General features: G+C 46.0%; 19 protein-coding genes. 17 read left to right on the forward strand and 2 right to left on the reverse strand.

Annotation, left to right across the window (positions count from 1 at the left end; all coding sequences use genetic code 11):
- Positions 1 to 4 precede the first annotated feature (4 nt).
- The 6 genes from U5K72_20040 to U5K72_20065 all read left to right on the forward strand — a co-directional run bounded on the left by U5K72_20040 (position 5) and on the right by U5K72_20065 (position 3,918).
- A complete protein-coding gene (locus U5K72_20040) occupies positions 5 to 382 on the forward strand; it encodes a group III truncated hemoglobin (protein MDZ7721123.1) in 378 nt (125 codons plus the stop codon).
- A 23-nt stretch (positions 383 to 405) separates the two neighbouring features.
- Positions 406 to 579 carry an acetyltransferase gene (locus U5K72_20045; protein MDZ7721124.1) on the forward strand — a complete coding sequence of 58 codons (174 nt, stop codon included), beginning with the start codon at positions 406 to 408 and terminating at the stop codon, positions 577 to 579.
- Between the two features lie 10 nt (positions 580 to 589).
- The gene (locus tag U5K72_20050) at positions 590 to 1,039 is read left to right on the forward strand and encodes a hypothetical protein (protein MDZ7721125.1); all 450 of its coding nucleotides are present in this window, start codon (positions 590 to 592) and stop codon (positions 1,037 to 1,039) included.
- A gap of 6 nt (positions 1,040 to 1,045) precedes the next feature.
- Positions 1,046 to 1,228 carry a DUF3565 domain-containing protein gene (locus U5K72_20055; protein ID MDZ7721126.1) on the forward strand — a complete coding sequence of 61 codons (183 nt, stop codon included), beginning with the start codon at positions 1,046 to 1,048 and terminating at the stop codon, positions 1,226 to 1,228.
- A gap of 110 nt (positions 1,229 to 1,338) precedes the next feature.
- Positions 1,339 to 3,714, forward strand: coding sequence for a TonB-dependent receptor (locus U5K72_20060; protein ID MDZ7721127.1), 2,376 nt, complete (start codon positions 1,339 to 1,341; stop codon positions 3,712 to 3,714).
- A 15-nt stretch (positions 3,715 to 3,729) separates the two neighbouring features.
- Positions 3,730 to 3,918, forward strand: coding sequence for a DUF3565 domain-containing protein (locus U5K72_20065; GenBank protein ID MDZ7721128.1), 189 nt, complete (start codon positions 3,730 to 3,732; stop codon positions 3,916 to 3,918).
- A 239-nt stretch (positions 3,919 to 4,157) separates the two neighbouring features.
- Here U5K72_20065 and U5K72_20070 read toward each other — a convergent pair whose 3' ends face one another.
- On the reverse strand, positions 4,158 to 4,793 hold the full coding sequence (locus tag U5K72_20070; protein ID MDZ7721129.1) for a TetR/AcrR family transcriptional regulator: 636 nt from the start codon (positions 4,791 to 4,793) through the stop codon (positions 4,158 to 4,160).
- Between the two features lie 556 nt (positions 4,794 to 5,349).
- Here U5K72_20070 and U5K72_20075 point away from each other — a divergent pair.
- Genes U5K72_20075 through U5K72_20085 form a run of 3 tightly spaced genes read left to right on the forward strand, consistent with a single transcriptional unit; the run spans position 5,350 to position 10,999 of the window.
- Positions 5,350 to 6,450 (forward strand): efflux RND transporter periplasmic adaptor subunit, encoded by a 1,101-nt coding sequence (locus U5K72_20075; GenBank protein ID MDZ7721130.1) that lies wholly within the window; start codon positions 5,350 to 5,352, stop codon positions 6,448 to 6,450.
- A gap of 8 nt (positions 6,451 to 6,458) precedes the next feature.
- Positions 6,459 to 9,626 (forward strand): efflux RND transporter permease subunit, encoded by a 3,168-nt coding sequence (locus U5K72_20080; GenBank protein MDZ7721131.1) that lies wholly within the window; start codon positions 6,459 to 6,461, stop codon positions 9,624 to 9,626.
- Positions 9,623 to 10,999, forward strand: coding sequence for a TolC family protein (locus tag U5K72_20085; GenBank protein MDZ7721132.1), 1,377 nt, complete (start codon positions 9,623 to 9,625; stop codon positions 10,997 to 10,999). Before U5K72_20080 ends, U5K72_20085 begins: the two co-directional genes overlap by 4 nt.
- On the opposite strand, the gene U5K72_20090 is transcribed toward U5K72_20085, so the two are convergent.
- A complete protein-coding gene (locus tag U5K72_20090; GenBank protein ID MDZ7721133.1) occupies positions 10,915 to 11,475 on the reverse strand; it encodes a TetR/AcrR family transcriptional regulator in 561 nt (186 codons plus the stop codon). The two genes, U5K72_20085 and U5K72_20090, sit on opposite strands and share 85 nt — an antisense overlap.
- Before the next feature lie 547 nt (positions 11,476 to 12,022).
- Here U5K72_20090 and U5K72_20095 point away from each other — a divergent pair.
- The 8 genes from U5K72_20095 to U5K72_20130 all read left to right on the forward strand — a co-directional run bounded on the left by U5K72_20095 (position 12,023) and on the right by U5K72_20130 (position 21,263).
- Entirely contained in the window at positions 12,023 to 13,123 is a 1,101-nt protein-coding gene (locus U5K72_20095) for an HlyD family efflux transporter periplasmic adaptor subunit (protein MDZ7721134.1), read from the forward strand.
- A gap of 8 nt (positions 13,124 to 13,131) precedes the next feature.
- Positions 13,132 to 16,299 carry an efflux RND transporter permease subunit gene (locus tag U5K72_20100; protein ID MDZ7721135.1) on the forward strand — a complete coding sequence of 1,056 codons (3,168 nt, stop codon included), beginning with the start codon at positions 13,132 to 13,134 and terminating at the stop codon, positions 16,297 to 16,299.
- Positions 16,296 to 17,657, forward strand: coding sequence for a TolC family protein (locus U5K72_20105; protein ID MDZ7721136.1), 1,362 nt, complete (start codon positions 16,296 to 16,298; stop codon positions 17,655 to 17,657). The genes U5K72_20100 and U5K72_20105 overlap by 4 nt, the downstream gene beginning before the upstream one ends.
- 56 nt (positions 17,658 to 17,713) lie before the next feature.
- On the forward strand, positions 17,714 to 18,190 hold the full coding sequence (locus U5K72_20110) for a Dps family protein (GenBank protein MDZ7721137.1): 477 nt from the start codon (positions 17,714 to 17,716) through the stop codon (positions 18,188 to 18,190).
- 130 nt (positions 18,191 to 18,320) lie between these two features.
- On the forward strand, positions 18,321 to 18,677 hold the full coding sequence (locus tag U5K72_20115) for a DUF488 family protein (protein ID MDZ7721138.1): 357 nt from the start codon (positions 18,321 to 18,323) through the stop codon (positions 18,675 to 18,677).
- A 25-nt stretch (positions 18,678 to 18,702) separates the two neighbouring features.
- Positions 18,703 to 19,263: a DinB family protein gene (locus U5K72_20120; protein MDZ7721139.1), complete on the forward strand. Its 561-nt coding sequence runs from the start codon at positions 18,703 to 18,705 to the stop codon at positions 19,261 to 19,263.
- A gap of 4 nt (positions 19,264 to 19,267) precedes the next feature.
- Positions 19,268 to 19,678: a gamma-glutamylcyclotransferase family protein gene (locus tag U5K72_20125; GenBank protein ID MDZ7721140.1), complete on the forward strand. Its 411-nt coding sequence runs from the start codon at positions 19,268 to 19,270 to the stop codon at positions 19,676 to 19,678.
- A gap of 145 nt (positions 19,679 to 19,823) precedes the next feature.
- The gene (locus U5K72_20130) at positions 19,824 to 21,263 is read left to right on the forward strand and encodes a lipase maturation factor family protein (GenBank protein ID MDZ7721141.1); all 1,440 of its coding nucleotides are present in this window, start codon (positions 19,824 to 19,826) and stop codon (positions 21,261 to 21,263) included.
- The last annotated feature ends 103 nt before the right edge of the window (positions 21,264 to 21,366 follow it).

The raw sequence follows: 21,366 nt of genomic DNA on the forward strand, positions 1-21,366 counted from the left end.
TTTTATGTCAATGAAAGATATTCGAAACGACCAGGATATTAAATTACTGGTCCATACATTTTATGGTAAAGTAGAAGATGACGAACGATTAGGATATATATTTAACGATGTTGCCGAGGTAGACTGGGATGAACATCTTCCAAAAATGGTTGACTTCTGGTCGAATCTGTTATTTCAAACCAGGCGGTATAAGGGGAAACCTTTTCGGCAGCATCTTCCACTTCCAATTGAAAAACAGGATTTTTCCCGATGGTTTGGATTGTTTGAATCAACTGTTGATGAACTGTTTGAAGGTGAGAGAGCGAATCATGCCAAAGAGATGGCCGCGCGTATCGCATCTTCATTTTCTTTGCGAATGGAGATGGACGGGAAGTTTGATTAATTTTTAGAGAAATATTTCTTGAGATGAATGAGAATGAAAAATATCAGCTCGCCGAAAAAGTAAAAGAAGCTTGTATTCAGGCTGCAAGAGAAGGCTTTCAGAATGCATCCATAAGCGGTTTATGTAAGGAAGGATCTGTGGAAGCTGCTATCAGTGCTATCCAAAATTTGAAAGTAGAAAAATTCATAGAAAAATAGAGGAAGGCTTATGAAAAATCGAATGTACGTCGTAGCAATTCTGATGATATCATTTTTATTGTTTACAACGGGTTCATTTTACTTTCATAAACAGGTTAAAACGTTACCGCTGGTTCCCATGATGCAACAATTATTAGCTGATATACAGCAGGTTGATCAGGGTATTTATACAGAGAGTTATTCATTAATTGAGAAAGGGTCAGGTCAGATCTCGGATCATCCTACCATGACGTCTGATGATAAAGAGTTGGTTAAATCAACGTTGGGTGAAGAGATGCAGAAGTTTGTGGAATACGATATGATTGTACATCATCATGCGGATTCTATGCGGATGGCAGCCATAAACAAAAATATGCAGAAGGTTTTGCAACACTATAGAATTGTTCAGTCCGGTTGTGTAGACTGTCATGCCAATTTTCGTGATCGAGTTTCATCCGCTCGTTTAGAGAAAAGTGAATAACAATACATGAAACAGCCAATCATCGGATTTCACAAAGATGAACATGACGACTGGGTAGCCGATCTGAAATGCGGCCATACGCAGCATGTACGTCACGATCCGCCCTGGCAGTTGAGACCGTGGGTTATGATGGAAGAAGAGAGAAAGTCTATGTTAGGTCGGTCATTTATTGGATTGAAAAATATGTGAGACGGAAAAAGATTTATAAGTACTTGTAAAAAATCCTAACACAAAAGATGTTGAACGCAAGGAAATGTTTTTAAGTTTTCTTGCAAACGACTGCATCATAACTATATCCCATGAAATTTGTGTTTAGGACTCCACTTTATTTAACAATTGGTATTTCTATTCTATTTCTGATCGGTTTCTCAACCGGTATACATGCACAATCTACAGGAACATTGACGGGTTATGTTACGGACGCTCTTTCGGGTGAGCCACTGGTTGGGGCCAATGTTGGTCTGCAAGGAACCGCACAGGGTGCCGCTACGGATAGTGACGGGTTTTATGAAATCGATAATATTGAGCCGGGCACTTATATCGTCGTTGCCACTTATGTGGGTTACGAAACCCAGCGCCAAAACAATATTAACGTGCGAAGCGCGGGTAACAGGAATATCAATTTTGAATTGTCTCCAACAGCTGAGCAGCTCGAAGAAGTGGTCGTTTCTGTATCTGAACCGTTTATCGCTCCTCCTGAAAATCCTGTCAGTTTCAGGCGCCTTTCGCCCGAGGCGATCTCAACCTATCCGGCCGGAAACAGCGATATTGCCAAAGTTGTGCAATCGCTGCCCGGAGTGTCCGGCTCCGTCACAGGGTTCAGAAATGACGTGATTATTCGTGGTGGCGCTCCCAATGAAAACGTCTACTATCTGGATGGCATAGAGATTCCAACGATCAACCATTTCTCCACACAAGGGAGTGCCGGCGGACCGGCGGGCCTGCTTAACGTTTCGTTTTTTGAAGGGGTGGAACTTAGTACCAGTGCATTCGGTGCATCGGCAGGGAATGCACTTTCCGGTGTGCTTCGTTTCAACCAACGCAATGGAAACGACCGTGAATTTCGCACCAATTTTCGCGTGGGTGCAAGCGAAGCCGCTTTAACCACTGAAGGGCCGCTTTTTAAGGGTGATGCAACATCTTCCAACACCACCTTTATTGCCTCTGTTCGCCGTTCCTATCTGCAGCTTCTGTTCCAGCTTATCGATCTCCCATTTCTGCCTGACTATTGGGATTATCAATACAAAGTGGATCATAAATTTAACTCCAAAAATCAGATCTCACTGATAGGTGTAGGGTCCATCGACGATTTTCGGATTAACGTCCCGGACGATATTACCCCCGATCAGCAAGCCACCCTCGACCAGGTGCCTGTGATTCAGCAGCAAACCAATACCACAGGACTTTCATACGAGCGCCGCCTGAGCGACGGTTTCGGTGTTAGCCGTACGTCGCTGAGCCGAAGCAGTTTTTACAACGATTTTTCACGGTATCGCGACAACGAAAATCAGGATGGCCTTTTTTCCAGAAATCGCGCTCGTGAGGTTCGTTATACCTTGAGGAACGAAACAACTTTTTTCCGTGAGCAATCAACCCTCTCTGTTGGTGCATCGGCACGGCTAAATAACTTCGAGAATGATTTTTTTGATGATAACACGAGTGTTTCATTTGACACTGATCTCAACTTCATGAGTTACGGAGGGTTCGTTCAGTGGTCATCAGAGGGGCTTACAGAACGGCTGGATTTGACCGCAGGCATTCGGTTTGACGGTAATACATTCACCGATAGTGGTAACGAGATTTATCGTACGCTTTCGCCACGGGCAGCACTCACCGTCAATCTTGATGAAGAAGGGCAGTGGAAAGGAGTGCTTTCTGTCGGTCGCTATTTCAAAAAACCGCCGCTTACCCTGCTGGGTTATAAAGAGAGCGGCGATTTCGTGAATCGAGATGCACAGTACATCAGGTCGGATCACCTTACCGGTGGGATTAACTATTTTCCTCGTTCGAGCACGAAAATCTCGGTTGAAGGATTTCTGAAACTCTATGATAACTACCCTGTTTCCAATCGGGAAGAGGTCAGCCTGGCCAATCTTGGCGGCGGATTTGAGGTTCTCGGAAACGATGATATTGAGTCTGTTGGAAAGGGCAGAACCTACGGTGTTGAATTCCTGACTCAACAAACATTAACCACAAATTATTATGCTATTCTCGCTTACACGCTTTTTTGGAGTGAGTTCACCGGTTTTGATCGGGATCGCTATTTGCCTTCAGCCTGGGACAGCCGTCACCTCCTCACATTTACCGGCGGATATCAACTTGGCAATAGCTGGGAATTCAGCCTCAGAACACGCCTGATTGGCAGAACGCCGTTTGCTCCCATTAATGAAGAACGCAGTATCGAAACCTATCCCGAGTTTGTGTTCGACTATAGCCGGCTCGGCAGTGAACGCCTCAAGCCATTTAACGCTACCGATATTCGAATCGACCGGAAGTGGAATTTCCAAAACTTTTCATTTGACCTCTATCTCGAAATTCAGAATCTCTTTGCACAGGATACTCCATCGGAGCCGAGCTACCTGCTGGAAAATGGTAATAACCCGGAACTTGTACGTGTTGATCAGCTTAGTGAATCATCAATATTGCCGACAATTGGGATTATTCTGGATTTTTGAAAAACAGACTTATTCATGAAACAGCCCATTACCGGATTTCACAAAGACGAACAGGGTGACTGGGTTGCGGATCTTGCATGTGGCCACACACAGCATGTGAGGCATGATCCACCCTGGCAGCTTCGCCCGTGGGTGGTAACAGAAGAAGGTCGGCAATCAAAGCTTGGCGAAAACCTGGAGTGTAAAGAGTGTGATAAGGGGTAGCAGATGCAAAATCTTTTTCTTTTTTTTGGAAAAACCTCAGTTCGATTAACTATATCTTGATTTAGATGTTTAAAGGTCCCCTCCTTTTTCAAGGAGGGGAATTAGGGGTGGTTTAATTGATGAATTCAGGACACTAAAGAGTCAAAATCCTAAGGCTACCTCTCCTAGCTCCGCCTTACATAGGAGGGGAACGCAATAATCAGCATTTTAAAATCGAACCCAGTTTAAAATGTACTTTTTTATGGCTCCTTTTTCATCACCATGCTTACCAGATAATCAGGTATAAATGCTTCCCGGGCGTCAATGAACTCTGAAAAGCCCTCTTCGTCCATATCCAATATAACCTGAATGACGGGACGGCCCAGGAAGGGAAAAACCAGCATGGCCATAATGTTCACAAAAATTTGCTCAGGCGGCAGATCTACGGTATTTCCTTTTTCCCTCTCTTCCTTGATCTGATTCAAAAAAGGCTGCACTCGTTTCCCGATTTCACCGACAACAAATTTCTTCAGCCGGCTTGGATTTTTGTTCATTTCGTGAATCACAAAGAGCGGGATATCGGGATTGACTTTTAGAAGCTCAATATATTTTTTTGCAAATTTCCGAAGCTTTTCATCCAGCGGCAGATCTTCGTTGAGCAGCGAAGCCACCTGTGGCATCAGCTTGATGATGGAGAGCTCATACACTTTTTCGAATAGCTTCTCTTTTGATCGATAGTAGTAGTGCAGCATCGACTTGTTGATGTCGGCCTTATCCGCTATCTCCTGCATTCGCGCGCCTTCCAGCCCTTTACTCTGAAATACCTCACGGGCTGCATCAAAAATTTTCTGTTCCGTTGATGACGAGGACTGTTCTGTAGATTCTTCTTTTTTCATGACAACATTTGTTTCAGATTATTCTAAAATAAAAACCTGAGTTCGATTTTTAATCTTTAATGAAATGCTCCATAAGTGAGACTGTCCAAAAGATGGTTTTGATTTATGGGCGCCTTAATAATTAAAGTTTACTTCGTGAACCTTTGAGTCTTTGTGTCTTCGTGGTAATAAATTCACGGTTTATGCCACGAAGACTCGAGGACGCGAAGCAACACGAAGGATGTGTATAACAACTATTTGAAATTAGACTAAAATATTTAATTCAAGCTACGTCCAAATATATTTTTTTGGACAGCCTTAGCATCTTTTATCATAATTTTAAAGTGGTACTCAGGTTAAAATATAAAAGTTTAGAACAATATTTAACTATATGGTTGAAATATTTGGTTGAAGGGAGGTAAGGTTGATAGAAGATTCTACAGTTTATTATCTGTAATAGATTAATCATCAACTGTTTACAGAGTCGGAGCTGAACGAATTTGTAAATTAACCATATGGTTGAACTATATGATTTATGTCCGTAAACTGTGGTTGAACACAAAAAAAGAGTATGGACATGAATAAAGCCTATCTAAGTACTGCGGTACTTTTACTATTAATGATAACAGCCTCATGCAGCGGTGAATCAGCAGAGAAGCCTGCAGAAAATCAAATTGAGACTGCAGCAGCCGAACTCGATTCTCAGCAGGTTCGCTTTTTCAACGTGAAAACGGAATCTGTAGCAGATCGGGTAACTTTAAGCGGACGTCTTCGTGCGGATAACCGTGTTGAGCTTTTCCCGGAAGTGCAGGGCAGGGTGATGGAGGGAGGCAAGCCGTTTCAGGAAGGGATTTCCTATCAAAAAGGAGAAATTTTAATAAAGCTGGACGACAGCGAAGCCGGGCTGAAGCTTCAGTCATCAAGAAGCAAGTTCAAAACCGTTGTCTCCGGGCTAATGGCCGATATCAAGCTGGACTATCCGGAAACGCTGCCGCAGTATGAGGAGTGGTTTAATACGCTGAGCGCTGAGAAATCTGTTTCGCCCATTCCCGAGTTTGAAGAGAGTGTACGCCGTTTCCTGGAGTCGAAAGGCGTGTATGAACTCTACTACGGCATCAAAAGTGCAGAGGAACAGCTGGAAAAATTTATAATTCGCGCACCGTTTTCAGGAGTTTTATCGGCCGCCAAAGCTGAGCCGGGTCAGGCAGTTGGGCCACAGTTTCATTTGGGTACGCTGGTAGATCCATCGCGGTTTATTTTAAACGCTTCGATTGAACCCGATGATGCAGAATGGATTCTGCCCGGACAAACGCTGGAGGTAAGAAATCAGGATCAAAGCAGAGCGTATGCTGCAACCGTGACGAGAGTGAACCCGTCGGTGGATCCGGCCTCGCAACAGGTGTTTGTGTACCTGGAGGTTTCGGGCAATAACTTACGGGAGGGAATGTACCTGGAGGGTGAGATCGAATCAGAGAGAACAAAGGAGCTGGCCAGAATTCCAAAAACAGCTTTGACGAGAACGCGGGACGTAATTGCCAATAGAGACGGACAGCTGCTTGAAGTGCCCGTTCAAATTGAGGAATTGGAGCGGAGCCACCTCTGGGTAAGCGGGTTGGAAAATGGGGAAGAGATCGTAGAAGATGTCACTGAACCGGTCAGCGGCCGAATCATCAAGTAGGAAATTCCATGAAGAGATTAATTAACTTTTTTGTCCGTAACCCCGTCATGGTTACCCTGGGGCTGATGATCATCGTTCTGATGGGCATCCTCAGCTTTAGCCAGACGCGCTACACGCTGAATCCGCCGGAAGATCCGACTGAAATTTATGTGAATATCACGTATCGCGGCGCATCACCGCTTGAAATTGAAGAGCGGGCGATATCCAGAATTGAAGAGAACCTGAACGGTATAAACGGGATGGACCGTCATACCTCCGTGGCCCGGGAAAACAGCGGCCGCATTACCGTGGAGATTTTTGAGTGGGCCGATATTAATGAAGTGTTGGTTGACGTGGAGAACGCGGTGAACAGGGTAACAGACCTGCCCGAAGAGATGGATCGCCCGATTGTTTATAAGCAGGAGATGCTCAATCCCACGATTTCGCTTGCGCTGACCGGCGACATCTCGCTTCAGCAGAAAAGAGATTATGCCGATCAAATCAGGGATGAATTTCTTGTTGAGAAGGGAATCTCAAACGTAATCCTGCACGGCTTTCCTCCTGAAGAGATCTCCATTGAACTCAACGACGAGCAGATGGACCGGTTTGGAATTTCCGCGCAGGAAGTAGCGGAAGCCGTTAGGAAAAATAATATTGACATCACCGGTGGCGAATTGAAGATGGAGGATGCCAACTGGCAGATCAGGGCTGAAAACAAAGAGGTGACAGCGCTCGAAATTGCTCAGATTCCTGTGCGTTCGGGACTGAACGGTGAACGCGTTCTTCTGAAAGAGATCGCCTCTGTAACAGATCAATTCGACGACCGGCCCATTGAACGCTATCTCGATGGCGAAGAGTCGGTGGTGATTCAGGTCGTGACCACCAACGAAGAGAATCTTGTGGCCATTGCCGAAGAGGTGAAAGAGTACGCCGGACATTTTAATACGCTGCACAGCGGCGTTGAGCTGACTGTAGTGGAAGATTTTTCCGAATTCGTGTATGAGCGTGTTGATTCCCTCAGGAGTAACGCCATTTTCGGTTTAATCCTGGTGTTGCTCATCCTCACGCTATTCCTTGATAAACGGATTGCGATGTGGGTCTCTCTTACGATTCCGCTGGCAATTTTGGGTACCTTTGCTACTGCACTGCTGGGGTATGATTTCACAATCAACGTGGTATCGATATTTGGCATTATCCTGGTTTTGGGGATGCTGGTGGATACCGGTGTGGTGGTTGCTGAAAACATTTACCGCCATTACGATGAATTTGGAGAATCACCTGTTGAGGCTGCCCGTAATGGCGCCGCTGAAGTTGCCTCACCTATGATCATCTCGCTTATGACCACAGCTACGGCGTTCAGCCTCTTCTTTTTTCTTCCCGGAAAACCCGGTGCCTTTTTTACGGAAGTCTCCTTTGTGGTGGTGAGTGCGCTGCTGGCCGCGCTCATTGTAACATTTCTTTTTCTGCCTCAGAAACTCACTGTTTCAAAAGTATTGTCCGATCAGAATAAGCAAACCCGTTTTGAGAAAGCGATGGCGAGCGGGCTTACATCATTCAGGGACAACTATTTTATGCCATTTACTGATTTCATTTCTCACAAATGGCGATGGCTCAATGTTTTCGCCTTTATTCTTCTGCTGTTAGGTTCGGTTGCCCTGATCAGAACCGGCGTTTTACCGGTTACCTTTTTCCCCTATCTGGATGATGACGTTCAGCTGGTGCGGATAGAGATGGAGCCGGGAGTTCCGGTGGATACTACCCGGGCGAAGCTGATGAAAATTGAAGAAGCCGTATACAGAGTCGGGGATCGGCTCACGGAAGACAGAACAGATAATGAGAACGTAATACAGAATGTGGAGAGAATCCTGGGTCCTGAAAGCCACCAGGGAGAACTGCGAATTGTTATGATGGGCGGCGATGAGCGGGGAATTCCGGCCTACGAAATCAACAATATGTTCAGGGATGAAGTGGGAGATGTACCCGGCACAAATTACATCCGGTTTATTTCTGCACTTGCCGAGCACCGGTTTGGCGGACTCCCGGTGGATATTTCGGTTTCGGGAAAGAGTATAGAGAATATTCAGGAAGCTGCCGAAAAACTGAAGAGATCACTTGAAAAACGAGACGATTTGGTGGATGTGGCGGATACCGATCAGCGCGGCAACCCCGAACTGCATATTGAACTGTCAAAAGCAGGTGAACAGCTTGGGCTTACGCTTCAGGATATCATGATGCAGGTCCGAACGGCTTTCTTCGGGATGGAGCTTCAAACGCTTCAGCGCACAGGAAATGATGTGAGGGTGTGGCTGAGATTTCCTGAGGAGAACCGGGAGAGTTATCGTGATCTGATGGATGTTAAAATCAGAACGCCGAAGGGTGCTTATCCATTGTCGCAGGTGGCGCATATTTCGCCGACGGATGCATCTCTCAACGTCAATCATATTAACGGCCGGCGAACCATTCGGGTAGATGCCGACCTGGCTGATCCATCCCTTTCCGCTCCTGCAATCCTGGCCGATATCAGGGAAAGCACGCTGTCGCCCCTGGAGAAGGAGTTTCCCGGCGTGCAGTTTGTGATTGAGGGGCAGAACCGTGAATCGGCAAAAGTGACCGAGGCAATGCAGGCGGTAGCCCCGGTTATACTGCTCGTCATCCTGGCGCTGATGGTCGTTAACTTTCAATCATTCAGCCAGACGTTCCTGGTTCTTCTTACGCTGCCGTTTGCCTTTACGGGCGTGGTGATCGGCCACTGGGTGCACGGTGCAACCATGAACATATTTTCCCTGATCGGGATGATTGCACTCATCGGTATCCTGATCAATAACCTGCTGGTTCTTATCACGGCTTTTAATGATAATCTGAAGGCTGAAATGACGTTCGAAGAGGCGCTGAGAGATGCCGTACGGTCACGTTTTCGGCCCATTTTACTCACAACGCTCAGTACGGTGGCCGGATTGATTCCCATGATTTTTGTTGGCGGACTGGCGTCTGCATTTTTAAAACCGCCGGCCATTGCCATCGCTTACGGGCTCACGTTTGGGCTGCTGATCTCCCTTACGCTTGCACCGGCTTTTCTGGTCATTTTCAACAACGCGAAATTCACAATTCTGAAGATACTGGGCAAAGAACCGGAGACACAGGAGAGTATTGAACCGGCAGTCATTCTTCATGAACATCATAAAAAGAACACACTATGAGATTGGTAATTTTATCTTTTATACTGGCGATTTTGGCTGGCAGCGTTTCTGCTCAGGAAAAGTTCACCCTTGATGAAGCGATCAAAGCAGCGCTGGAGCACAACCACAGCGTGCAGATCAGCGATATTAGTGCGGATATTGCAGAGAACAGCGTATCGCGCGGAAACGCCGGTCAGCTGCCAAACCTTGCGATAACCGGAGGAGCAAGTGCTGCCTATAGCGATCTTGATGTCACACCGGGATCATTTTTCCAGAATCTGCTCAATCCACAGGGATCGAATCAGCAAGGGTCACCGCCAACTATCTCGTATGATGGAGTTACCACCACGCAGTTCAATTCACAGATCGGGACACAAATGGTGATTTACGACGGAATGAAGGGACGATTGCGTTACAAATTGCTGGAAACGGGAAGCGATCTGGCCGATTTGCAGTACCGTACTGAATTGGAAAACACCATTTTAAATATCACCCAAAAGTTTATAAATGTAGCTTCGCTGCAGAAAGCGATAGAGGTCAAGGAAGTTTCGCTTGAGCAAAGCAACGACCGCTATCGCACCATTGAAACGAGGCGGGAATACGGCCAGGTAAATGAACAGCAGCTCTTGCAGGCCCTGGCAGATTTAAAGAGCGACAGTACGGCCTTTAGAAATCTGAAGCTTCAGTATGAAAATGCGTACCGCGATCTTCATACCGATATCGGGTGGGATCAGCGCGAGATGGATCCCGTGGCTGATGAATTTGCTGGGGCAGAACTGCCGGGTTACGAGGATTTTTTATCGATGATGATGGAGAACAACTCTCTGCTGAACATCAGGGAAAAACGGCTGGAGCAGGCTGAGCTGAATGAACGGATGACAAAAGCCGGATTTTTGCCCTCACTAACCGCATCGGCCGGGTATGGCTACAGCTACATGAACGCAACCGAAGGTCAATTTGAGACGCAGGAGCAGCTCGGTTTTACCGGCGGATTATCACTGAAGATCCCGATTTTCAGCGGCGGCAGAAATCGTATCGAGTCTCAAAATGCAAAAGAGAGGAGTCGCCAGGAAGAGCTTCGAAAAGAGGAGTCGGCAATGCAGCTTCAAACCCGTTTTGAAAACAGCTGGCAGCAGTATCTGCACCTGGAAGATCAGCTTGAAACAGAACGTTCAAACCGAGCGGTTTACGAGCGAAATTACGAACGTGCGGAAGAGATGTTCAGCCGTGGTGAGATTACCGGAGTGGAACTGCGTGCAGCTCAGCTATCGCTGGAAAATGCGCGGCTAAGAGTGTCGGAAACCGGTTTTCAGCTGAAACAAACCGAGACGCTCGCTTCCCGGGCGTCAATGAACTCTGAAAAGCCCTCTTCGTCCATATCCAATATAACCTGAATGACGGGACGGCCCAGGAAGGGAAAAACCAGCATGGCCATTATGTTCACAAAAATTTGTTCAGGCGGCAGATCTACGGTATTTCCTTTTTCCCTCTCTTCCTTGATCTGCTTCAGAAACGGCTGCACTCGTTTCCCGATTTCACCGACAACAAATTTCTTCAGCCGGCTTGGGTTTTTGTTCATCTCGTGAATCACAAAGAGCGGGATATCGGGATTGACTTTTAGAAGCTCAATATATTTTTTTGCAAATTTCCGAAGCTTTTCATCCAGCGGCAGATCCTCATTGAGCAGCGAGGCCACCTGCGGCATCAGCTTGATGATGGAGAGCTCATACACTTTTTCGAATAGCTTCTCTTTTGATCGATAGTAGTAGTGCAGCATCGACTTGTTGATGTCCGCCTTATCCGCTATCTCCTGCATTCGCGCGCCTTCCAGCCCTTTACTTTGAAATACCTCACGGGCGGCTTCAAAGATTTTCTGTTCCGTGGATGACGAGGACTGTTCTGCTAGATTCTTCTTTTTTCATGACAACATTTGTTTCAGATTATTCTAAATACGTTTACAAGTTTAATCTAAAAATGTTCGATAATAGCTTCCAATCTTTTGAATGGGGAAATAGCTTCCTGAACCCTGAGCTTGTCTTCGTGGAGGAGATTCACGGGTGATGCCAGATGAGTATGTGATTCACACTAAGATTTTTCAGCTGTTTGACATCAAACAAGTACTTATCAAGCTACCTCCAATACCTCCTTTGGAAGGGGGAGCATCTTTTATCATAATTGTTAAACGTGGTACTCAGATTAAAATATAAAAGTTTAGAACAATATTTAACTATATGGTTGAAATATTTGGTTGAAGGGAGGTAAGGTTGCTAGAAGATTCTACAGTTTATTATCTGTAATAGATTAAGCATCAACTGTTTACAGAGTCAAAGCTAACCGAATTTGTAAATTAACCATATGGTTGAACTATATGATTTATGTCCGTAAACTGTGGTCGAACACAAAAAAAGAGTATGGACATGAATAAAGCCTATCTAAGTACTGCGGTACTTTTACTATTAATGATAACAGCCTCATGCAGCGATGAATCAGCAGAGAAACCGCCCGAAAGCCAAATTGAGACTGCAGCAGCCGAACTCGATTCTCAGCAGGTTCGCTTTTTCAACGTGAAAACGGAATCTGTAGCAGATCGGGTAACTTTAAGCGGACGTCTTCGTGCGGATAACCGTGTTGAGCTTTTCCCGGAAGTGCAAGGCAGGGTGATGGAGGGAGGCAAGCCGTTTCAGGAGGGGATTTCCTATCAAAAAGGAGAAATTTTAATAAAGCTGGACGACAGCGAAGCCGGGCTGAAGCTTCAGTCATCAAGAAGCAAGTTCAAAACCGTTGTCTCCGGGCTAATGGCCGATATCAAGCTGGACTATCCGGAAACACTGCCGCAGTATGAGGAGTGGTTTAATACGCTGAGCGCTGAGAAGTCTGTTTCACCCATTCCCGAGTTTGAAGAGGGTGTACGCCGTTTCCTGGAGTCGAAAGGAGTGTATGAACTCTACTACGGCATCAAAAGTGCAGAGGAACAGCTGGAAAAATTTACGATTCGCGCCCCGTTTTCAGGAGTTTTATCGGCCGCCAAAGCTGAGCCGGGTCAGGCAGTTGGGCCACAGTTTCATTTGGGTACGCTGGTAGATCCATCGCGGTTTATTTTAAACGCTTCGATTGAACCCGATGATGCAGAATGGATTCTGCCCGGACAAACGCTGGAGGTAAGAAATCAGGATCAAAGCAGAGCGTATGCTGCAACCATTACGAGAGTGAACCCGTCGGTGGATCCGGCCTCGCAACAGGTGTTTGTGTACCTGGAGGTTTCGGGCAATAACTTACGGGAGGGAATGTACCTGGAGGGTGAGATAAAATCAGAGAGAACAAAGAAACTGGCCAGGATTCCAAAAACGGCTTTGACGAGAACGGGGGATGTAATTGCCAATAGAGTCGGTCAGCTGCTTGAAGTGCCCGTTCAAATTGAGGAATTGGAGCGGAGCCACCTCTGGGTAAGCGGGTTGGAAAATGGGGAAGAGATCGTAGAAGATGTCACTGAACCGGTCAGCGGACGAATCATCAAGTAGGAAATTCCATGAAGAGATTAATTAACTTTTTTGTCCGTAACCCCGTCATGGTAACCCTGGGGCTGATGATCATCGTTCTGATGGGCATCCTCAGCTTTAGCCAGACACGCTACACGCTGAATCCGCCCGAAGACCCGACTGAAATTTATGTGAATATCACGTATCGCGGCGCATCACCGCTTGAAATTGAAGAGCGGGCGATATCCAGAATTGAAGAGAACCTGAACGGTATAAACGGGATGGACCGTCATACCTCCGTGGCCCGGGAAAACAGCGGCCGCATCACCGTGGAGATTTTTGAGTGGGCCGATATTAATGAAGTGTTGGTTGACGTGGAGAACGCGGTGAACAGGGTAACAGACCTGCCCGAAGAGATGGATCGCCCGATTGTTTATAAGCAGGAGATGCTCAATCCCACGATTTCGCTTGCGCTGACCGGCGACATCTCGCTTCAGCAGAAAAGAGATTATGCCGATCAAATCAGGGATGAATTTCTTGTTGAGAAGGGAATCTCAAACGTAATCCTGCACGGCTTTCCTCCTGAAGAGATCTCCATTGAACTGAACGACGAGCAGATGGACCGGTTTGGAATTTCCGCGCAGGAAGTAGCGGAAGCCGTTAGAAAAAATAATATTGACATCACCGGTGGCGAATTGAAGATGGAGGATGCCAACTGGCAGATCAGGGCTGAAAACAAAGAGGTGACAGCGCTCGAAATTGCTCAGATTCCTGTGCGTTCGGGACTGAACGGTGAACGCGTACTGCTGAAAGAGATCGCCTCTGTAACAGATCAATTCGACGACCGGCCCATTGAACGCTATCTCGATGGCGAAGAGTCGGTGGTGATTCAGGTCGTGACCACCAACGAAGAGAATCTTGTGGCCATTGCCGAAGAGGTGAAAGAGTACGCCGGACATTTTAATACGCTGCACAGTGGCGTTGAGCTGACTGTAGTGGAAGATTTTTCCGAATTCGTGTATGAGCGTGTTGATTCCCTCAGGAGTAACGCTATTTTCGGTTTAATCCTGGTGCTGCTCATCCTCACGCTATTCCTTGATAAACGGATTGCGATGTGGGTCTCTCTTACGATTCCGCTGGCAATTTTGGGTACCTTTGCTACTGCACTGCTGGGGTATGATTTCACAATCAACGTGGTATCGATATTTGGCATTATCCTGGTTTTGGGGATGCTGGTGGATACCGGTGTGGTGGTTGCTGAAAACATTTACCGCCATTACGATGAATTTGGAGAATCACCTGTTGAGGCTGCCCGAAATGGCGCTGCGGAAGTTGCCTCACCTATGATCATCTCGCTTATGACCACAGCTACGGCGTTCAGCCTCTTCTTTTTTCTTCCCGGAAAACCCGGTGCCTTTTTTACGGAAGTCTCGTTTGTGGTGGTGAGTGCGCTGCTGGCCGCGCTCATTGTAACATTTCTTTTTCTGCCTCAGAAACTCACCGTTTCAAAAGTATTGTCCGATCAGAATAAGCAAACCCGTTTTGAGAAAGCGATGGCGAGCGGGCTTACATCATTCAGGGACAACTATTTTATGCCATTTACTGATTTCATTTCTCACAAATGGCGATGGCTCAATGTTTTCGCCTTTATTCTTCTGCTGTTAGGTTCGGTTGCCCTGATCAGAACCGGCGTTTTACCGGTTACCTTTTTCCCCTATCTGGATGATGACGTTCAGCTGGTGCGGATAGAGATGGAGCCGGGAGTTCCGGTGGATACTACCCGGGCTAAGCTGATGAAAATTGAAGAAGCCGTATACAGAGTCGGGGATCGGCTCACGGAAGACAGAACCGATAACGAGAACGTAATACAGAATGTGGAGAGAATCCTGGGTCCTGAAAGCCACCAGGGAGAACTGCGAATTGTTATGATGGGCGGCGATGAGCGGGGAATTCCGGCCTACGAAATCAACAATATGTTCAGGGATGAAGTGGGAGATGTACCCGGCACAAATTACATCCGGTTTATTTCTGCACTTGCCGAGCACCGGTTTGGCGGACTCCCGGTGGATATTTCGGTTTCGGGAAAGAGTATAGAGAATATTCAGGAAGCTGCCGAAAAACTGAAGAGTTCACTTGAAAAACGAGACGACCTGGTGGATGTGGCGGATACCGATCAGCGCGGCAACCCCGAGCTGCATATTGAACTGTCAAAAGCAGGTGAACAGCTTGGGCTTACGCTTCAGGATATCATGATGCAGGTCCGAACGGCTTTCTTCGGGATGGAGCTTCAAACGCTTCAGCGCACAGGAAATGATGTGAGGGTGTGGCTGAGATTTCCTGAGGAGAACCGGGAGAGTTATCGTGATCTGATGGATGTTAAAATCAGAACGCCGAAGGGTGCTTATCCATTGTCGCAGGTGGCGCATATTTCGCCGACGGATGCATCTCTCAACGTCAATCATATCAACGGCCGGCGAACCATTCGGGTAGATGCCGACCTGGCTGATCCGTCCCTTTCCGCTCCTGCAATCCTGGCCGATATCAGGGAAAGCACGCTGTCGCCCCTGGAGAAGGAGTTTCCCGGCGTGCAGTTTGTGATTGAGGGGCAGAACCGTGAATCGGCAAAAGTAACCGAGGCAATGCAGGCGGTAGCCCCGATTATACTGCTCGTCATCCTGGCGCTGATGGTCGTTAACTTTCAATCATTCAGCCAGACGTTCCTGGTTCTTCTTACGCTGCCGTTTGCCTTTACGGGCGTGGTGATCGGCCACTGGGTGCACGGTGCAACCATGAACATATTTTCCCTGATCGGGATGATTGCACTCATCGGTATCCTGATCAATAACCTGCTGGTTCTTATCACGGCTTTTAATGATAATCTGAAGGCTGAAATGACGTTCGAAGAGGCGCTGAGAGATGCCGTACGGTCACGTTTTCGGCCCATTTTACTCACAACGCTCAGTACGGTGGCCGGATTGATTCCCATGATTTTTGTTGGCGGACTGGCGTCTGCATTTTTAAAACCGCCGGCCATTGCCATCGCTTACGGGCTCACGTTTGGGCTGCTGATCTCCCTTACGCTTGCACCGGCTTTTCTGGTCATTTTCAACAACGCCAAATTCACAATTCTGAAGATACTGGGCAAAGAACCGGAGACACAGGAGAGTATTGAACCGGCAGTCATTCTTCATGAACATCATAAAAAGAACACACTATGAGATTGGTAATTTTATCTTTTATACTGGCGATTTTGGCTGGCAGCGTTTCTGCTCAGGAAAAGTTCACCCTTGATGAAGCGATCAAAGCAGCGCTGGAGCACAACCACAGCGTGCAGATCAGCGATATTAGTGCGGATATTGCAGAGAACAGCGTATCGCGCGGAAACGCCGGTCAGCTGCCAAACCTGGCGATAACCGGAGGAGCGAGTGCTGCCTATAGCGATCTTGATGTCACACCGGGATCATTTTTCCAGAATCTGCTCAATCCACAGGGATCGAATCAGCAAGGGTCACCGCCAACTATCTCGTATGATGGAGTTACCACCACGCAGTTCAATTCACAGATCGGGACACAAATGGTGATTTACGACGGAATGAAGGGACGATTGCGTTACAAATTGCTGGAAACGGGAAGCGATCTGGCCGATTTGCAGTACCGTACTGAATTGGAAAACACCATTTTAAATATAACTCAAAAGTTCATAAATGTAGCTTCGCTGCAGAAAGCGATAGAGGTCAAGGAAGTTTCGCTTGAGCAAAGCAACGACCGCTATCGCACCATTGAAACGAGGCGGGAATACGGTCAGGTAAATGAGCAGCAGCTCTTGCAGGCCCTGGCAGATTTAAAGAGCGACAGTACGGCCTTTAGAAATCTGAAGCTTCAGTATGAAAATGCGTACCGCGATCTGCATACCGATATCGGGTGGGATCAGCGCGAGATGGATCCTGTGGCTGATGAATTTGCTGCGGCAGAACTGCCGGGTTACGAGGATTTTTTATCGATGATGATGGAGAACAACTCTCTGCTGAACATCAGGGAAAAACGGCTGGAGCAGGCTGAGCTGAATGAACGGATGACAAAAGCCGGATTTTTGCCCTCACTAACCGCATCGGCCGGGTATGGCTACAGCTACATGAACGCAACCGAAGGTCAGTTTGAGACGCAGGAGCAGCTCGGCTTTACCGGCGGGCTATCGCTGAAGATCCCGATTTTCAGCGGCGGCAGAAATCGTATCGAGTCTCAAAATGCAAAAGAGAGGAGTCGCCAGGAAGAGCTTCGAAAAGAGGAGTCGGCAATGCAGCTTCAAACCCGTTTTGAAAACAGCTGGCAGCAGTATCTGCACCTGGAAGATCAGCTTGAAACAGAACGTTCAAACCGCGCAGTTTACGAGCGAAATTACGAACGTGCGGAAGAGATGTTCAGCCGTGGTGAGATTACCGGAGTGGAACTGCGTGCAGCTCAGCTATCGCTGGAAAATGCGCGGCTAAGAGTGTCGGAAACCGGTTTTCAGCTGAAACAAACCGAGACACTGCTTCTGTATCTGAGTGGTGTTTTAGTAGCAGATTATCCATATTGAAGGATAGTCAGGATGAAGATTTTAAATCATAACACAAAACAAACGAGAACATAATAATGAGTGAATTAAATAGTATAGGACTCGATAACACAAAAACTAAAAAATTGGCTGAAAGGCTGAATGTTTTACTGGCGAATTACTCAGTATTTTATCAGAATACAAGAGGTTATCACTGGAATATAAAAGGAGATACATTTTTTGAACTTCATGTAAAATTCGAAGAGCTCTATGATGACCTGGTTATAAAAATTGATGAGGTTGCAGAGCGAATTTTAACACTGGGATATACGCCCGAGCATCAGTATTCGGAGTATGTGAAAGTTTCAGAAATTACTGAAAGCCCTAAAGTAAGTGACGGAAAAAAAGCGGTAGATAATATTCTAAACGCCTTTAAGGTAACGTTAAAGTTGCAGCGTGAAATTCTTGATCTTTCGGACGAAGCAGACGACGAGGGCACCAACGCACTGATGAGCGACTACATCAGCGAGCAGGAAAAACTCGTCTGGATGTACTCTTCCTATGCAGGAGAATAAAAAGCAGAAAAGATCATGGTTTAGTTGTGATGTCGGTGTGGTTGATTCCGCTCCGGCATCTTTTTGTGTGCCATCTGTACACAGGAATCTGTAAGTTTGAACAGACTGAATAAATTCATGAATTTATAGTATGAATACCATCAGAACTAAACGAGTTTATGAAGAACCCACTGAATCTGACGGCTACCGAATTCTAACCGAACGCCTCTGGCCGCGCGGCGTATCAAAAGAGCGGGCTAATCTTGATAAATGGATGAAGGGAGTAGCTCCAAGTCACGAGCTGCGAAAGTGGTTTGATCACGATCCGGGCAAATGGGAGGAGTTCAAGGAGAAATACCGAAGAGAACTGTTTGGATCTGAGTATGTGGTAGAGCTGATCGATATTATCAAAGAGCATGAAACCGTAACTTTTGTATTTGCCTCAAAAGATATGGAACACAACAGCACAGTACTTTTAAAAGAGTTTATTGAAGATCTGTTGAAATAAAACCTTCAATTATTATTTTAGGCATATGCCTGGAACAACTCATAAAGATAAGCTGAAAGACCATTTAGATCAGATTGAATCTGACCGAAATAATCTTTTTTCGGAATTGGATAACTTATCTCAAGAGCAACTTCAGTTCAGAAAGTCACCTGATAAATGGACTATTTTGCAGATTCTGGATCATTTGAAGACTTCTGAGAAGTTGTCTGTGGTCTACATCAAGAGGAAATCCGGTTCAGGAGATAAATTTAGGAAATCAGGTTTTCGTTCAAAATTTCGTCTTTTTGCTTTAAAGCTTGCCTTTGTTCTTCCTTTCAAATACAAAGCTCCAAAGATTTCCGATGCAACCGGGAAAGATCCAGATTATAAGGAGCTAAAATCGGACTGGGAAAATGTCAGGCGAGATCTGAAAGAGCTGATTCAAAACCTGGATGAGAGTACTCTAAAGAGCGAAATTTACAAACATCCAAGAATCGGCATGTTAAATATGCAGCAAACATTGGGATTTTTTGAAACTCATTTTAAGCATCATCAAAAACAGATTTTTGACTTGATGACTCACCCTTCATTCCCGCAGAAAGCGTAAGAATATGTCTGCTGAATATCTGTTTGTATACGGATCGCTGAGAAGAGATTTTTCATCACCTGCAAGCGATGTTTTAGACAATCATGCCGAATATATTGGTGAGGCTACATTTCAGGGAAAATTGTACAAGATTGACTGGTATCCCGGGGTTGTGTCTTCAGATGATCCGGATGATATTGTAGTTGGAGAGGTTTATAAAATGAACGACAAGGAGAGAGTGCTTTCTAAACTGGACCGGTATGAAGGCTGCTCACCTGTTGATCCCGAACCCCATGCTTTTACCCGTACAAAGACGCAGGTGAAGCTAAAAAACGGGGATAAGATTAAAGCCTGGATCTATCTTTACAATCTATCGACTTCAGAAAAGAAGCGTATTCCTTCTGGTGATTTCGTTACTTTTAAAAACAGAAGATAATGTCTCTAACTTAATTGGAGATATATCTGCTGATAAGCTGAAAATCTCAAATATAAACTAATTTACATGGTTTCCTGTTTTTAAAACAGGACAGATATTTTTGGTCTGATAGCGATTTTCTGATAATGAAGTAATGCTTATCGCCATGTTAGAAAACCTATACAATGATAGTTACTGGCTTGCCCGGTTTATCATTCAGCGTGGAGTAGGACTTTCCTACCTGATTGCGTTTCTCGTAGCACTCAATCAATTCAAACCACTTGTTGGAGAAAACGGATTGTATCCCGTGCGGCGCTTTCTGGATAGAATCCCATTTAAAAAATCACCCAGTATTTTTCACTGGAAATACTCCGATTCCCTCTTCACTGTAATAGCATGGAGCGGAATACTACTTTCGCTTTTGGCTGTTTTTGGTATTTCTGATATGGGCCCGATCTGGGTCTCCGTGCTTATTTGGCTGCTGCTATGGATTCTGTATCAATCTATTGTAAATGTGGGTCAGCTATTTTGGGGATACGGCTGGGAATCGCTGCTTCTGGAAGCTGGTTTTTATGTGATCTTTTTAGGGCCTTTGCATTTCGAAACATCCATTATTGTGATATTTATATTACGCTGGCTGGTGTTCCGGGTTGAATTTGGAGCCGGGCTGATTAAAATGCGGGGCGATTCCTGCTGGCGGGAACTTACCTGTATGAATCATCATCACGAAACACAGCCGATGCCCAATCCGCTAAGCTGGCTTTTTCATAACCTGCCGCAGGCTTATCACAAGTTTGAAACTCTTGGAAATCACTTTGTTCAGCTTGTGGCTGTCTGGTTCCTGTTTTTTCCTCAACCTATTGCATCTGTTGCGGCATTGTTGATAATGGGCACACAATTCTACCTGATCGTCAGCGGAAACTATTCATGGCTGAACTGGATGACTCTCGTACTGGCTACAAGCGGGCTGAGTGATTCATTCTTGCAATCCATTGTTTCAGTTTCCGTACCTGCTGTAACGGCATCACCGCTTTGGTTTTGGATCGCAGGAATGATATTGGCAATTGCGGTTCTTTGGATGAGCAAAGGTCCGGTGATGAATATGATTTCTCCATCTCAGATGATGAATTTCAGCTTTAATCCCGTTCATCTGGTCAACACGTACGGTGCATTTGGATCGGTTACAAGAAGCAGAAACGAAATTGTGATTGAGGGAACAACCGATGAAACGATTACTGATGAGACAGAATGGAAAGCCTACGAATTCAAAGGCAAGCCAACTGACCCATCGAGAATGCCCCCACAGATTGCTCCGTATCATACTCGCCTCGACTGGCAGATGTGGTTTGCGGCGATGAGGGGAATACGAAATGCTCCGTGGCTTGTAAGGCTGATTAAGCGTTTTTTACAGGACGACAAACCGACTTTAAAACTTATCAGGAGCAATCCATTTAAAAATGAGCCGCCAAAATATGTTCGGGTCCGTCTTTTTAGATATGAGTTTACAAGCTTTAAAGAAAAGCGAGAAACCGGGAAATGGTGGAAACGGGAGTTTTTAACATCTTACTTGAATCCGGTTTCGTTAGAGGATTTGAAGGATGTTTGACGTCTTGAATTTTACTCGTTCCGAAGGTCTCCTTCGGAGCGCCAAATGGAAGCTCTGCTTCTATTCAGCTTCTGGCGTGGAGCAGAGCGCTGCCGCAAGATAA

This window comes from Balneolaceae bacterium, assembly GCA_034521495.1.
GTDB lineage: Bacteria > Bacteroidota > Rhodothermia > Balneolales > Balneolaceae > Rhodohalobacter.